Genomic DNA, 13,583 nt, shown 5'->3' on the forward strand with positions numbered 1-13,583 from the left:
TGAGCAGTGCCGTTAACGAGAGCCGAGGCTCCCTTTCAGTGTCGAAAGCGACGGGCGTAGCCTCTGTTGATTGCTTTCGAGAATGTGTGATGCCTGTTTTGCGTCGGCTGCACCCGCTGCCAGCAGGATTGCGCGCTTTACTGATCCATCGGTTGAAGCCAGATGCTGTTTCGCATCGGCGATGTCGCAGGCGGCGATGGCCGAAACGATGAGAGCGGCGCGTTCGCGCAGCTTTTCATTGTCGGCAACAAGATTGACCATGTAGCCGTCATGCACGTGGCCCAGATGCACGGCCATGAGCGTGGAGAGAAGATTGAGCGCGATTTTCTGCGCGGTCCCTGCCCCCATGCGTGTCGAACCGGCGACGATTTCCGGGGGTGTTTCCAGCGTGATCGCCACGTCGGCATGCCTGAACAGCGGCACAGCCGGATTGTTGGCAATGGCGATGATCTTCAGCCCGCGCCGCTTGGCCTCATCGATGGCCGCCACCGCATAGGGCGTCGTGCCGCTGGCGGAAATGGCAATCAGGCAATCGCCCTGCCCAAGGCCGGCGCCAGCGATATCGCGGGCGGCCTGCTCGACATCATCTTCATACCCGCCGGCAAGGCGGACAAGACTTTCGATACCACCCGCCAGAAGGATCACCACACGGTCCGGCGCGATGCCATAGGTGCCGGGCAGTTCGAGTGCATCGGCAAGCGCCATCAGGCCGGAGCTGCCGGCGGCGGCATAGGCGATACGCCCGCCCGCGGCCAGGGTTTCGGCGGCGAGCAGCGCCGCCGCGGCAATGGAATCCGTCGCCCGCGCCACCGAAGCCGCTGCCTCGATCTGCGCCTCGTGCAGCAAACGCAAAACATCGGCTGGCGATCGCTCGTCCAATCCGGATGCCTTGTCGTTGCGTTGCTCGGTACGGGTTACCACCACTCGCCTCTCCTCGTTGCGATAATTAATGCCAAAAAAATACCACTTGTCCAGAGGTTCTTAAAAAAATCATGCACTGTTTTTCATACAAGTTGAATTACTCAATAAAATCAGCATGATGAATAAAAGTGGAAAAAACCTGGAATTAACGCTTGGCTATTGGTATTTTATTGGTATTCTATTTTCGGAGGGCAACGAGTGTGAGATATCTCCTGGGAATTGATGGTGGTGGAACAGGCTGCAGGGCAGCCGTGGCCGATATGACAGGCCATGTTCTGGGCATCGGCAAAAGCGGTTCGGCCAACATCATGACCGACATGGAAAACGCGCGCCTGAATATTCTCGGCGCGACAAATGCAGCCTTTGCCGAAGCCGGGATCGATGCAGCAATGATTCCCGCGACCGCGGCGGTTCTTGGGCTCGCTGGCGCCATGGTCGGCGGCAATGGCGAGAAGCTGCGGACAACCCTGCCCTTTCAGCATTCGTTGGTGACATCCGATGGCACGATCGCCCTGCAGGGTGCGCTCGGCGACAATGACGGAACCGTGGTCATCATCGGCACAGGCACCCTGTTCGTCACACGCGAAGGCGATGACATCCGATTTGCAGGCGGCTGGGGCTTCAAGGTGGGTGATCTTGGCGGCGGCGCGCGAATCGGCCGCGATCTCCTGGAAGAGGCCCTGCTGGCCCATGACCGGTTTCACCCTTCGTCACCCCTGACAGAGGCCGTCCTCCAGCGCTTTGAAAACAATCCCCACCGGATCGTCGAGTTTGCCCACGCGGCACGCCCCAGCGATTTCGGTACGCTTACGCCGCTCGTTTTTGACTATGCTGCCCGCAACGATGCCGTGGCGCTGGCGATTGTGAACAGGGCGGCGGCACAGATCGAAGAGGGGCTCGATGCCATCATGCCATCCGCGCAGGAACGCCTGTCATTGATCGGCGGACTGGGGCCGCTGTTCGAACAGCATCTTTCGCCCCCGTACCGAGCAAAGCTGCAAAAGCCGCTGCATGACGCGCTGACGGGCGCGGTGCAACTGGCGGTGAAAAACTTCGCGCCGGCGCGCAAGGAGGCCGTGCATGGCTGATGGGTTGATCGATATCCTGCCTTCCCTGAATGATGGTTCTGCCAGTGGCGGCCCGCTCTACGTCAAGCTGCAGCGGTTGATCGAAACGGCTGTCCGCGACGGCATGCTGCAGCCGGGCGATGCCTTGCCGCCCGAACGGGAACTTGCCACCATCGCCGATATTTCGCGTGTCACCGTGCGCAAGGCGGTTCAGGGGCTGGTCAACACCGGCCTGCTCGTGCAGCGGCATGGCTCCGGCACCTTTGTCGCGCCCCGTTCGGAGCGGGTCGAGCAATCGCTGTCGCACCTGACCTCGTTCACCGAGGACATGGCGCGGCGCGGCATGATCGTGCGCTCCACATGGCTCGATCGCGGCATCTATCCGCCCTCGCCGGAAGAAATGGTCACGCTCGGTCTTTCCTCGGGCGAGAAAGTTGCCCGCATCAGCCGCTTGCGCGTTGCCAATGACACGCCCATGGCGATTGAACGCGCCGCCCTGTCCATTCAGGTGCTGCCCAATCCGGAACTGGTCACGCTGTCGCTCTATGCGGTGCTGGCTGAGGGCGGCAATCGCCCGGCCCGCGCCATTCAGCGCATTTCGGCGGCAATCCTGAAGGAGGCCGATGCCAAATTGCTCGAGGTACCCGCGGGTTCGGCCAGCCTCAACATCGAGCGCATATCCTATCTCGAATCGGGAAAAGTGATCGAGTTTACCCGGTCGATCTATCGGGCGGATGCCTATGAATTTGTCGCGGAGCTGAAGCTCGGCGACTCCTCGGAAATTTCAGGAGCAGTACTTTGACCACCAACGGAACTCTCATGCGCGAAGAAATTCGCTCCATCCCGGATGTAACCGCGCGGTTTCTCGATGCTTCCCGCGATACGCTGGCCAGTGCCGGAGCAAGACTGCGCGAGAAGAACCCGCCCTTCCTGGCCTCCATTGCCCGCGGTTCATCGGACCATGTGACAGCCTATCTGAAATACGCAACGGAACTGACCGCAGGCATTCCCGTCGCCTCGCTTGGACCGTCCGTCGCCTCGATCTATGGCATCACCCTGAAACTCGAGAGCGCCGCGACCCTCTCCATTTCCCAGTCCGGCAAGAGCCCCGACATTGTCAGCATGACCAAGGCGGCACGCGAAAGCGGCGCGCTGACGCTCGCCATCACCAATGAAATCAATTCCGATCTCGCCTATGCCAGCGATCTCGCCATCGATATCCTGGCGGGACAGGAACGCAGCGTCGCCGCCACCAAGACCTTTGTCAGCTCGGCGGTCGCCGGTCTCGCCATGATCGGCCACTGGACGCAGAACAAGGAACTGCTTGCCGCCATCGATGAACTGCCCAAAGCCCTTGCAGCGGCCATCCGCTGCGACTGGTCGCCGTTCGGCGCCGCCATGAAGGGCGAAAACTCGCTTTTCGTGCTTGGACGCGGACCATCCCTTGCCATTGCCAACGAAGTGGCGCTGAAATTCAAGGAAACCAGCGCCATGCACGCGGAATCCTACAGCGCCGCAGAAGTCATGCACGGACCCAAGGCCATCGTCGGCAAGGATTTCCCCGTTCTGGTGCTTGCAGCGCGCGATGCGGCTGAAGATTCAATCGTGCAGGCTGCCGATCGCCTTGCCGAACAGGAGGCCGCTGTCTTCCTGACATCGGCGAAACCATCGAAAGCCACCGCATTGCCGTTCATCGCGACGTCGCACCCATTGACGGACCCGCTCACTCTGCTGGTATCATTCTATGCTTTCGTGGAAGATTTTGCCCGCAGCCGCGGATTGAATCCGGACGAGCCACCGCATTTGAGAAAAGTGACTGAAACAATATGAGCACTGTCTATGCACTGACCGGCGCCGACATTTTTGACGGCGAAAACTGGCATGCCGGTTCGGCGATTCTCGTCGATGCCGGCACCATCACCGGTATCGTTGCCCAGGCGGACATCCCTGCGGATGTTCGCCGGGTCGCGCTCAACGGCGGCAAGCTTGTGCCCGGTTTCATTGACGTACAGGTGAATGGCGGCGGCGGCGTTCTCCTGAACGACGGCCCGAGCGTCGAGGCGATCAGGACCATCTGCCAGGCGCATTTCGCCTTCGGCACGACCGCCCTCCTGCCGACCCTGATCACCGACACCCCCGCCATCACCAATGCAGCGATTGCCGCCGGCAAGGCGGCGGCGCTGGAAAAAGTCACCGGATTTATCGGCCTGCATCTCGAAGGCCCGCACCTTTCCGTCTCGCACAAGGGCACGCACGATCCCGCGCTTATCCGCCCGATGGAGGACAGCGATCTTGTGGCGATCGTGGAAGCCGTGCAGGCACTGCCGGTACTGCTCACCACTGTCGCCCCGGAGACCGTTCCCGTCGACAAGATCAAGGCCATGGTCGATGCGGGTGTCATCGTCAGCATCGGCCACAGCGGCGCAACGTATGAAATGGCGGTCGCTGCCAAGGATGCCGGCGCGTCCATGGCAACCCATCTTTTCAATGCCATGAGCCAGCTCGGAAACCGCAGCCCCGGCGTTGTCGGCGCCATCCTTGAAACCGGCGAACTGTCGGCAGGGCTGATTGCCGATGGTTTCCACGTCAGCAAGGCCTCGATGGCGATTGCCCTGCGCGCCAAGCAGGGTCCGGCCAGGATTTTTCTCGTGACTGACGCCATGTCGACCATCGGCACGGATATCACCACCTTCACGCTGAACGGACGGACGATCCGGCGGCATGACGGCCGCCTGACGCTCGAAGACGGCACGCTTGCGGGAGCCGATCTCGACATGATTTCGGCAGTCCGCTTCGTCCATCGCGAGCTTGGACTTGACCTGGAGGAAGCCCTGCGGATGGCCTCGCTCTATCCCGCCGAGAGCATCCGCATCGATCATCGCTACGGGCGCATCGGCACCGGATATGTCGCCAATATCGTGCATCTCGATGATGCGCTTGGCGTCGATCACGTCTGGATCGACGGCGATCTGCATTACGCCCGAAACCCGAGTTGACGGGCTTCTCCGATTGACGATACTGCCCTTTTTGGACAATCGGAGAAATAAAATGGCTGGGGACGCGCTTGTCGTCATCGATGTGCAGAACGATTTTTGCCCGGGCGGTACACTGGCCGTGGATGGCGGAAGCGAAATCGTCCCGATCATCAACAAACTGATCATCCGGTTCGATCACGTCATCCTGACGCAGGACTGGCACCCGGCCGGCCATTCGAGCTTCGCTTTCTCCCATCCCGGCAAGGCGCCCTTCGACACGGTGAAAATGCCCTACGGCGACCAGACGCTGTGGCCGGACCATTGCATTCAGGGTACGCCGGGTGCCGATTTCCATGCGGATCTGCAGTGGACCAAGGCCGAACTGATCATCCGCAAGGGCTTCCGTCCGCACATCGACAGTTACTCGGCGTTTTTCGAGAACGACCGCAAGACCCCGACCGGCCTTGCCGGCTACCTGCGCGAGCGCGGCATCACCAATGTGACCTTCGTCGGGCTGGCGACAGACTATTGCGTCGCCTATTCCGCGCTGGATGCGGTGGCGCACGGTTTTACCGCCGATGTGCTGCTCGATGCCTGCCGCGCCATCGACATGGGCGGGTCACTGGCCGCCATGGTCGCGAATATGCGCAAGGCCGGTGTTACCCTCATCTGACCGGCGCAAAAGTGAACAGCTGAGCATTTTTTCCACAGGCGTTAACCCAGACATTCGACCAAAGTCATAAAACTGTTGTTTCTCTGTCACATAATGAGGATAGTGCCCATAAGCGCATCCAATAAGCGTGTTCCTAACGACGCCTCATTATGGGAGACATACATGACATTTCGCGGCACTTCGCTCAGCCTTGCGCTCGGACTTATCCTCGCATCGTCCACCTCATCCTTTGCCGTCACCGAAATCAGCTGGTGGCACGCCATGACCGGTGCCAACAACGAGGTTGTTGAAACCCTGTCGAAGGAATTCAACGAAAGCCAGAGCGACTACAAGGTCGTTCCGGTGTTCAAGGGCACCTATCCCGAAACGTTGAACGCCGGCATTGCCGCGTTCCGTGCCAAGCAGGCCCCGCATATCATGCAGGTATTCGACGCGGGAACCGGCGTCATGATGGGCGCCGAGGGCGCGATCAAACCGGTGGCCGACATTCTCTCGATGGGCGGCGCAAAGTTCGACAAGAGCCTCTATCTGCCGGGCATCGTCGCCTATTATTCCAAGCCGGACGGCACGATGCTGTCCTTCCCCTACAACAGCTCCTCGCCGATCCTTTACTACAACAAGGATATCTTCAAGAAGGCGGGCCTCGATGAAAACAACCCGCCAAAGACCTGGCCGGAAGTCTGGGATGCCGCCAAGAAGATCAAGACCAGCGGCGCAGCCAAGTGCGGCTACACCTCGACATGGCTGACATGGATCCACACGGAAAACTTTGCCGCCTGGAACAATGTCTCCTACGGCACCAATGAAAACGGCATTGCCGGAACCGATGTCGAGCTGAAGATCAACGCGCCGATCTATGTCAAACACTTCCAGGAACTGGCCGACCTCGCCAAGGATGGCACCTTCCGTTACGGCGGACGCACATCCGAAGCCAAGCCGCTGTTCCTGTCAGGCGAATGCGGCATCTTCACCGAATCCTCCGGCGGCCTGGGCGACGTGGTCAAGTCGGGCATGAACTACGGCACCGGCCAGCTTCCCTATGACCCCGATGCCAAGGGTGCACCGCAGAACACGACACCGGGCGGCGCCAGCCTCTGGGTGTTCGCCGGCAAGTCCGACGCGGAATACAAGGGCGTTGCCGCCTTCTTCACCTTCCTGTCGCGCACCGACATCCAGGCCCGCCTGCACCAGGTATCCGGCTATCTGCCGGTGACCCTTGCCGCCTATGAGGACACCAAGAAATCCGGTTTCTACGACAAGAACCCTGCCCGCGAAATTCCGATCAAGCAGATGATGGGCAAGGCGCCGACGGAAAACTCCAAGGGCGTTCGTCTGCCGAACCTGCCACAGGTGCGTGATATCGAGAACGAAGAGTTCGAGAACATGCTCTCCGGCAAGCAGACCGCCCAGCAGGCCCTCGACAATGCCGTCAAGCGCGGCAATGCAGCCATCAAACAGGCGAACGGCCAGTAAGAGCCGGTTCATGAACGCCCCGTCCGCATGTCTTGCGGACGGGGCTCTTTTCAAGAGGGGCAATCATGGCATCGTCAACGCGTGTCACTTTTCCGAACAAGATCCTGCCATATCTGCTGCTGGCGCCGCAGCTTGCCATCACGATTGTCTTTTTCTACTGGCCCGCGTCCCAGGCCATCCGCCAGTCGGTGCTGCGCGAGGATCCGTTCGGCCTGTCGACCCAGTTCGTCGGCCTCGGCAATTTCAAGCGCATCCTGAGTGACCCCAATTACCTGAATTCGCTTCAGGTCACGGTCATCTTCTCCATCGCTACGGCAGTCATTGCCATGGGCTTCGCGCTGCTGTTCGCCGTCATGGCCGACAAGGTCATCCGCGGCAAAGGTGTCTACCGCACCCTGATGATCTGGCCCTATGCCGTCGCTCCGGCCATTGCCGGCATGCTCTGGCTGTTCCTGTTCAACCCCTCGATGGGCACATTCGCCTATATGATCCGCTCCGCCGGTTACAATTGGGACCCGCTGCTCAACAGCAATCAGGCCATGCTGCTGGTGGTTGCCGCCGCCGCGTGGAAGCAGATCAGCTACAATTTCCTGTTCTTCGTTGCCGGGCTGCAGTCCATTCCCAAATCGCTGATCGAAGCCGCCGCCATCGATGGTGCGGGCGAAACCAAGCGCTTCTGGACCATCATTTTCCCGCTGCTTGCCCCAACGACGTTCTTCCTGCTGGTCGTCAACACCGTCTACGCCTTCTTCGACACGTTCGGCATCATTCATGCCGTCACCGGCGGCGGCCCCGGCAAGGCGACGGAGACACTGGTCTACAAGGTTTACAATGACGGCTTCGTCAACCTGATCCTTGGCGACTCTGCGGCGCAATCGGTGATCCTCATGGTCATCGTCATCGGCTTGACGGCGATCCAGTTCCGTTATGTCGAGCGCAAAGTGCATTACGGCTGAGGAGCGCAGAGATGATCCAGAACAATCCCATCGGCCGTCTCGTCGCCCACATCATCCTGATTGTCGGCATCCTGATCGTGGCCTTCCCGATCTACTACGCCTTCATCGCCTCGACCCAGTCGCTGCAGGATATCATGCGGCCGCCGCTGTCCCTGCTGCCCGGCGGGCATTTCTGGGAAAATTACACGACGGCGCTTTTCGGCGGCATCGGCCGCATCGGCGGCGTGAGTGTCGGCCGCCTGCTCATCAATAGCACGATCATGGCGCTGGCGATTGCCGTCGGCAAAATCATCATTTCGATCCTGTCGGCTTATGCCATCGTCTTCTTCCGCTTTCCCGGCCGCATGGTCTTCTTCTGGCTGATCTTCATCACCCTGATGCTGCCGGTCGAGGTCCGCATCCTGCCGACCTACAAGGTCATGGTCGATCTCGGCCTCATCGATACCTATACGGGCCTGACGGTTCCCCTCATGGCATCGGCTACCGCAACCCTCCTGTTCCGCCAGTTCTTCATGACCATACCGGGCGAGCTGGTGGAAGCGGCACGCGTCGACGGTGCAGGCCCATGGCGCTTCTTCAAGGACATCCTGCTGCCCCTGTCCAAAACCAACATCGCAGCGCTGTTCGTCATCCTCTTCATCTATGGCTGGACCCAGTATCTCTGGCCGCTGCTGATGACAAACCGCAACGACATGACGACCATCGTCATCGGTCTGCGCAAAATGATTTCCTTCGCCGATGCCGACACCGAATGGCATCTGGTGATGGTGACCTGCATTCTGGCCATCCTCCCCCCGATCCTCGTCGTTGTGCTGATGCAACGCTGGTTCGTGCGCGGTCTGGTCGAAACGGAGAAATGATCCCATATGGCAAGTGTTGAACTCACCAATGTCCGCAAGGTCTATGTCGGCGGCGTCGAGGCGGTCAAAGGCGTCGATATCGACATCAAGGACGGCGCCTTATGCGTGCTTGTCGGCCCGTCGGGCTGCGGAAAATCGACCCTCCTGCGCATGATCGCGGGGCTGGAATCCATTACCGACGGCACGGTCAAGATCGACAACAAGGTTGTCAACGATCTCGGCCCCGCCGAACGCGACATCGCCATGGTCTTCCAGAATTATGCGCTCTACCCGCATATGAAGGTCTATGACAACATGGCCTACGGCCTGCGCAATCGCGGCATGCCGAAAGACCAGATCGACAAGCGTGTGCGTGAAGCAGCGGCAACGCTGGAGCTGGCGCATCTGCTCGAACGGCGTCCGCGCGAATTGTCAGGCGGTCAGCGGCAGCGTGTCGCCATGGGCCGCGCCATCGTGCGCAACCCCAAAGTGTTCCTTTTTGACGAACCCCTCTCCAATCTCGACGCCAAGCTGCGCGGCCAGATGCGGGTGGAAATCAAGAACCTGCAGCGCCAGCTCGGCGTGACCAGCGTTTATGTCACCCACGACCAGCTGGAGGCCATGACGCTTGCCGACATTCTCGTGGTGATGAATGCCGGTGCGGTCGAACAGATCGGCGCGCCGCTGGATATCTACGAAAAGCCCGCCAGCACATTCGTCGCCAGCTTCATCGGCGCCCCGCCGATGAACCTCATTCCGGTGACCGCCGGCGAATCCGGCCTGATCCTGAAGGACGGCACGCGGATCGGCGCCGAGGGGCTTGCCGTATCCGACAAGGATGCGGTGATCGGGTTCCGTCCGGAAGATCTGGAGGTTGCCACCGGCACGGAAAACCACATTGGCGGCCTGCTGCTCGACCTCAAGGTGCTCGGTGTCGAGCCGGTCGGCGCGGAAAGCTATGTCTATGGCATCATTGGGGGTGAGCGGGTCGTCGTGCGGGTTGCCGGCCGTTCCGTATCCCAGCCCGACGATCACCTCAGGGTGATCATCCCCAAGGAAAAGCTGCATCTTTTCGGCGGCAACGGCAAGCGCATCTGAAGACATTAAAGCAAACCACTCCCCTCCACCCATCGGCGAAGGGGAGTGAAAGTGTCGATTACCAGGCTGGAACAGCCGCACCCTTGTACTTGTCGAGGATGAACTGCTTGACCGGATCGGAATGGTAGGATTCGATCAGCGTCTTGACCCAGGGCTTGTCCTTGTCGGCCTTGCGCACGGCGATCAGGTTGACGTAGGGCGCCTTTTCGCCTTCCTTCAGGATCGGGTCCTTCATCGGATCAAGGCCGGCTTCAAGCGCGTAATTGGTGTTGATCGCAGCGGCATCCACATCGTCGATGGAACGCGGCAGCTGGGCAGCATCCAGTTCGACGAACTTGAAGTTCTTCTTGTTCTCCGTGATATCGGCGAGCGTCACCTTGAGGCCTGAACCTTCCTTCAGCTTGATCACACCCTTGTCGGCAAGGATCAGCAGCGCGCGGCCGCCATTGGTCGGATCGTTCGGAATGGCAATCGTCGCGCCATCGGCCAGTGCATCGAAGCTCTTCACCTTCTTCGAATAGACGCCCATCGGGAAATTCACGGTGTTGGCGACATCGACGAGATCGAACTTGCGGTCGGCAATCTGGTTGTCGAGATAGGGCTTGTGCTGGAACGAGTTGGCATCAAGCTCGCCGTCGTTCAGCGCCTGGTTCGGCACGACATAGTCGGAAAATTCGAAGATTTCGATGTCGAGGCCCTTCGGCTTGGCGATTTCCTTGACCTTCTCCATGATCTGCGCGTGTTCGCCCGGCGTCACGCCGATCTTGATCGTTTCGGCCAGAGCGCCCGTCGCGCCGAGCATTGCCGCCACCGCAGCGGTGACGAGGATTTTCTTCAACATTGTACTCTCCTGTTTTAACGTAAACGTGTTTTCAGCGGGGGCGGATGCGCTTGTCGAACCGCCGTGCCAGCCGGTCACCGGCGCTCTGCACAAGCTGAACCAGCACGATCAGCACCAGAACCACGATGGCCATCACATCCGGCATGAAGCGCTGATAGCCGTAGCGAATGCCGAGATCGCCGAGCCCGCCGCCGCCGACGGCACCGACCATGGCTGAATAACCGATCAGGCTGACGATGGTGAGCGTCAGGGCCGATGTGATGCCGGGACGCGCTTCGGCCAGCAGAACCTTGAACACGATCTGGGCGGGACTTGCCCCCATCGCACGGGCAGCCTCGGTCAGCCCCGGATCGACCTCGCGGATTGCCGATTCAACCAGCCGCGCGATGAAGGGAATGGTTGCAATGGTCAGCGGTACAATCGCGGCGGTGGTTCCGATTGAGGTCCCGGCAATCATGCGGGTGAAGGGAATGATGGCGACGACCAGAATGATGAAGGGCGTCGAGCGGGCCGCATTGACGACAAGCCCGAGCACCTTGTTGACCGAAGGCGCAGCAAAAAGCTCGCCGCGGCCGCTGGTCGCCAGAAAAACACCAAGCGGAATGCCGAACAACGAGCCGATCAGGCCCGCCACGGCGACCATGTACAGCGTCTGGCCGGTGGATTTCACCAGCAGTGCAAAAATATCAGCGGACATAGCCGACAACCTCCGATGACAGGCCGTGATCGGCAAGAAAGCTTCGGGCTTGGACTATCTTTGCCTCATCGGCGAGCAGGGAAACCACCAGCATGCCGAACGGGCGCCCGGCAATCTCGTCGACCGCACCGGCCATGATATTGACCTCGATACCGAGATCGCTGCCGAGCCGCGCCAGCATGGGCTCCGTCGCATTCTCGCCCTTGAAGATGATACGCAGGATCGTCCGCAAGCCCGGCTCCGGCTTCTCGACCATCTGCCGCGTCAAAAACTCCGGCAGATGCAGCCCTGCCAATCCACCCAGCAGCGACCGGGTTGTCGCATGGGTATGACCGGTGAACACATCGAAAGTCGGGCCCTGTTCGACGATGCGTCCGCCATCGATAACCGCCACGTGATCGGCAATGGTCTTGATCACTTCCATCTCATGTGTGATCAAGAGAACAGTGAGGCCAAGCTCCTTGTTGATGGTCTTGAGCAGGGCAAGAATCGACCGGGTTGTTTCAGGATCAAGTGCCGATGTCGCTTCATCCGAGAGAAGCAGTTTGGGTTCCGTTGCCAGCGCCCGTGCGATGCCGATGCGCTGTTTCTGCCCGCCGGACAGTTCGGAGGGATAGCGATTACGCTTGTCCGACAGCCCCACCAGATCGAGCAGTGGTGTCACCCGCTTTTCGATGGTCTGTCTGTCGACACCGGCGATTTCAAGCGGCAGGGCGATATTGTCGAAAGCCGTGCGCGACGAAAGCAGATTGAAATGCTGGAAGATCATGCCGATGGAGCGGCGCACGTCGCGCAGCCGCTTTTCATCAAACTCGGCAATATTCACCCCGTCGACAACGACGCGGCCGCTTGTCGGCTTTTCCAGCCCGTTGACCAGCCGGATCAGGGTGGACTTGCCCGCGCCGGAACGGCCGATAATGCCGGTGACGGAGCCGCGCGGGACAATCAGATCGACACCGTCGAGCGCGGCCACTTCCGCACTGGTGCGCCCTGCCGCAAAGCGTTTGGAAACGCCTTCAAACGCCACCATCGGATCAGCCGCCGCGGTCAATCCATCACCGGCAGCCGTTCCCGCCGCTTCTCCCGTCTTCCGTGTCACAACCGTCATCATCATTTGCGCTGCCTGTGCAGCCGCCCTGTTGTCTGTTTGCGACCGTCTATACCGATCCGGTCGACTTTTCGATAGGGCATACGGGCAAGCATGAACATTTTCGATAGTGGAAATCGTGGATTCATCGGCCGGCGGCCGGAACTACGCGTCAAGATCGCGCCAAGCGCATTCGACTATAGTTGAAAATTCATATTCAAAACAACCGCTTACCTCAAATGATTCAACTCTGCATTTCTAGCGGCGCTCTGTGAAAACGGGCAATGCATTGGACAGGCGTTTTACACGCGATCCATTTGAGGGCGAAGCAGCAAGCACCGAGCCAGCCGGTGTATCGGGGAGATGGGCCTCCCCGACCACGGCAATGGCCTTGCTCTCAAAACTGGAGGTGATCTATGCGGAAATTGCCGTTTAGCATCACGCTAGAGGTGAAAAGAACCCGGACCGGCTGGACGCTGGTGATCCGGGTTCGATTTACACTTTAGAAACGAGGGACGGGTGAAAACCCGTTCCTCACTCCAGAACTTTACAACATCCGCCCCACGATTCCAACCAACCCTGAGTTTCAAGCGGCGAGTGCAAGTTTCGATGCGTTCAGGCCGCACTCCAGATCATTGGGAAATTCTGATCTACAGGCCAAGGCCAGAACTATTGTTCGGAGAGAACGCGATGATCATTCAACAATAGTTCTAAATGCCCATCAAAAACAACCGCTTACCTCAAATGATTCAACTCTGCATTTCTAGCGGGGCTTTGTGAAAACGGGCAATGGATTGAACAGGCGTTTTACACGCGATCCATTTGAGGGCGAAGCAGACACACCGAGCCAGCCGGTGCATCGGGAAGACGGGCCTCCCGACCACAGCAATGGCCTTGCTCTCAAAACTGGAGGTGATCTATGCGGAAATTGCCGTTTAGCATCACGCTAGAGGTGA

At 59.6% G+C, this 13,583-nt stretch carries 13 protein-coding genes; 9 read left to right on the forward strand and 4 right to left on the reverse strand.

Annotated features, from left to right (window positions below):
* Positions 1-12 precede the first annotated feature (12 nt).
* A complete protein-coding gene (locus ACIQWS_RS12030) occupies positions 13-924 on the reverse strand; it encodes an N-acetylmuramic acid 6-phosphate etherase (protein ID WP_346305243.1) in 912 nt (303 codons plus the stop codon).
* 197 nt (positions 925-1,121) lie between these two features.
* Here ACIQWS_RS12030 and ACIQWS_RS12035 point away from each other — a divergent pair, with 197 nt between their 5' ends.
* The 9 genes from ACIQWS_RS12035 to ugpC all read left to right on the forward strand — a co-directional run bounded on the left by ACIQWS_RS12035 (position 1,122) and on the right by ugpC (position 10,002).
* Positions 1,122-2,009: a BadF/BadG/BcrA/BcrD ATPase family protein gene (locus tag ACIQWS_RS12035; RefSeq protein ID WP_403177089.1), complete on the forward strand. Its 888-nt coding sequence runs from the start codon at positions 1,122-1,124 to the stop codon at positions 2,007-2,009.
* Complete coding sequence (locus ACIQWS_RS12040; RefSeq protein WP_223612690.1) at positions 2,002-2,790, forward strand: GntR family transcriptional regulator; 789 nt, start codon at positions 2,002-2,004, stop codon at positions 2,788-2,790. The genes ACIQWS_RS12035 and ACIQWS_RS12040 overlap by 8 nt, the downstream gene beginning before the upstream one ends.
* 17 nt (positions 2,791-2,807) lie before the next feature.
* Positions 2,808-3,818, forward strand: coding sequence for an SIS domain-containing protein (locus ACIQWS_RS12045; RefSeq protein ID WP_403177097.1), 1,011 nt, complete (start codon positions 2,808-2,810; stop codon positions 3,816-3,818).
* Positions 3,815-4,984 (forward strand): N-acetylglucosamine-6-phosphate deacetylase, encoded by a 1,170-nt coding sequence (gene nagA, locus ACIQWS_RS12050; RefSeq protein ID WP_403177101.1) that lies wholly within the window; start codon positions 3,815-3,817, stop codon positions 4,982-4,984. The genes ACIQWS_RS12045 and nagA overlap by 4 nt, the downstream gene beginning before the upstream one ends.
* Before the next feature lie 52 nt (positions 4,985-5,036).
* Positions 5,037-5,636, forward strand: coding sequence for a bifunctional nicotinamidase/pyrazinamidase (pncA, locus tag ACIQWS_RS12055; RefSeq protein ID WP_223612687.1), 600 nt, complete (start codon positions 5,037-5,039; stop codon positions 5,634-5,636).
* Positions 5,637-5,798: 162 nt separating this feature from the next.
* The gene (gene ugpB / locus ACIQWS_RS12060) at positions 5,799-7,109 is read left to right on the forward strand and encodes a sn-glycerol-3-phosphate ABC transporter substrate-binding protein UgpB (protein ID WP_403177107.1); all 1,311 of its coding nucleotides are present in this window, start codon (positions 5,799-5,801) and stop codon (positions 7,107-7,109) included.
* A 65-nt stretch (positions 7,110-7,174) separates the two neighbouring features.
* Entirely contained in the window at positions 7,175-8,065 is an 891-nt protein-coding gene (gene ugpA / locus ACIQWS_RS12065; protein ID WP_288194052.1) for a sn-glycerol-3-phosphate ABC transporter permease UgpA, read from the forward strand.
* A gap of 11 nt (positions 8,066-8,076) precedes the next feature.
* On the forward strand, positions 8,077-8,925 hold the full coding sequence (gene ugpE / locus ACIQWS_RS12070; protein WP_346305246.1) for a sn-glycerol-3-phosphate ABC transporter permease UgpE: 849 nt from the start codon (positions 8,077-8,079) through the stop codon (positions 8,923-8,925).
* Positions 8,926-8,931: 6 nt separating this feature from the next.
* On the forward strand, positions 8,932-10,002 hold the full coding sequence (gene ugpC, locus ACIQWS_RS12075; RefSeq protein WP_403177114.1) for a sn-glycerol-3-phosphate ABC transporter ATP-binding protein UgpC: 1,071 nt from the start codon (positions 8,932-8,934) through the stop codon (positions 10,000-10,002).
* Between the two features lie 58 nt (positions 10,003-10,060).
* On the opposite strand, the gene ACIQWS_RS12080 is transcribed toward ugpC, so the two are convergent.
* From ACIQWS_RS12080 to ACIQWS_RS12090, 3 genes are read right to left on the reverse strand one after another with little or no spacing between them, the layout of a single operon-like run.
* Positions 10,061-10,843: a MetQ/NlpA family ABC transporter substrate-binding protein gene (locus ACIQWS_RS12080; protein WP_403177119.1), complete on the reverse strand. Its 783-nt coding sequence runs from the start codon at positions 10,841-10,843 to the stop codon at positions 10,061-10,063.
* A 31-nt stretch (positions 10,844-10,874) separates the two neighbouring features.
* Positions 10,875-11,540 carry a methionine ABC transporter permease gene (locus ACIQWS_RS12085; protein ID WP_403177125.1) on the reverse strand — a complete coding sequence of 222 codons (666 nt, stop codon included), beginning with the start codon at positions 11,538-11,540 and terminating at the stop codon, positions 10,875-10,877.
* Positions 11,530-12,570, reverse strand: coding sequence for a methionine ABC transporter ATP-binding protein (locus ACIQWS_RS12090; protein ID WP_403177770.1), 1,041 nt, complete (start codon positions 12,568-12,570; stop codon positions 11,530-11,532). The genes ACIQWS_RS12085 and ACIQWS_RS12090 overlap by 11 nt, the downstream gene beginning before the upstream one ends.
* Positions 12,571-13,583 lie beyond the last annotated feature (1,013 nt).

The organism is Phyllobacterium sp. NPDC097923, assembly GCF_044760925.1.
Taxonomy (GTDB): Bacteria; Pseudomonadota; Alphaproteobacteria; order Rhizobiales; family Rhizobiaceae; genus Phyllobacterium; species Phyllobacterium calauticae.

Excerpts from the sequence above, each read along its gene's own strand:
- ugpE (WP_346305246.1), top strand. The coding sequence starts at position 8,077 with ATGATCCAGAACAATCCCATCGGCCGTCTCGTCGCCCACATCATCCTG.
- ACIQWS_RS12080 (WP_403177119.1), bottom strand. The coding sequence starts at position 10,843 with ATGTTGAAGAAAATCCTCGTCACCGCTGCGGTGGCGGCAATGCTCGGC.
- pncA (WP_223612687.1), top strand. The coding sequence starts at position 5,037 with ATGGCTGGGGACGCGCTTGTCGTCATCGATGTGCAGAACGATTTTTGC.
- ugpA (WP_288194052.1), top strand. The coding sequence starts at position 7,175 with ATGGCATCGTCAACGCGTGTCACTTTTCCGAACAAGATCCTGCCATAT.
- ugpB (WP_403177107.1), top strand. The coding sequence starts at position 5,799 with ATGACATTTCGCGGCACTTCGCTCAGCCTTGCGCTCGGACTTATCCTC.
- ACIQWS_RS12085 (WP_403177125.1), bottom strand. The coding sequence starts at position 11,540 with ATGTCCGCTGATATTTTTGCACTGCTGGTGAAATCCACCGGCCAGACG.
- nagA (WP_403177101.1), top strand. The coding sequence starts at position 3,815 with ATGAGCACTGTCTATGCACTGACCGGCGCCGACATTTTTGACGGCGAA.
- ACIQWS_RS12090 (WP_403177770.1), bottom strand. The coding sequence starts at position 12,570 with ATGGTGGCGTTTGAAGGCGTTTCCAAACGCTTTGCGGCAGGGCGCACC.
- ugpC (WP_403177114.1), top strand. The coding sequence starts at position 8,932 with ATGGCAAGTGTTGAACTCACCAATGTCCGCAAGGTCTATGTCGGCGGC.
- ACIQWS_RS12040 (WP_223612690.1), top strand. The coding sequence starts at position 2,002 with ATGGCTGATGGGTTGATCGATATCCTGCCTTCCCTGAATGATGGTTCT.
- ACIQWS_RS12045 (WP_403177097.1), top strand. The coding sequence starts at position 2,808 with ATGCGCGAAGAAATTCGCTCCATCCCGGATGTAACCGCGCGGTTTCTC.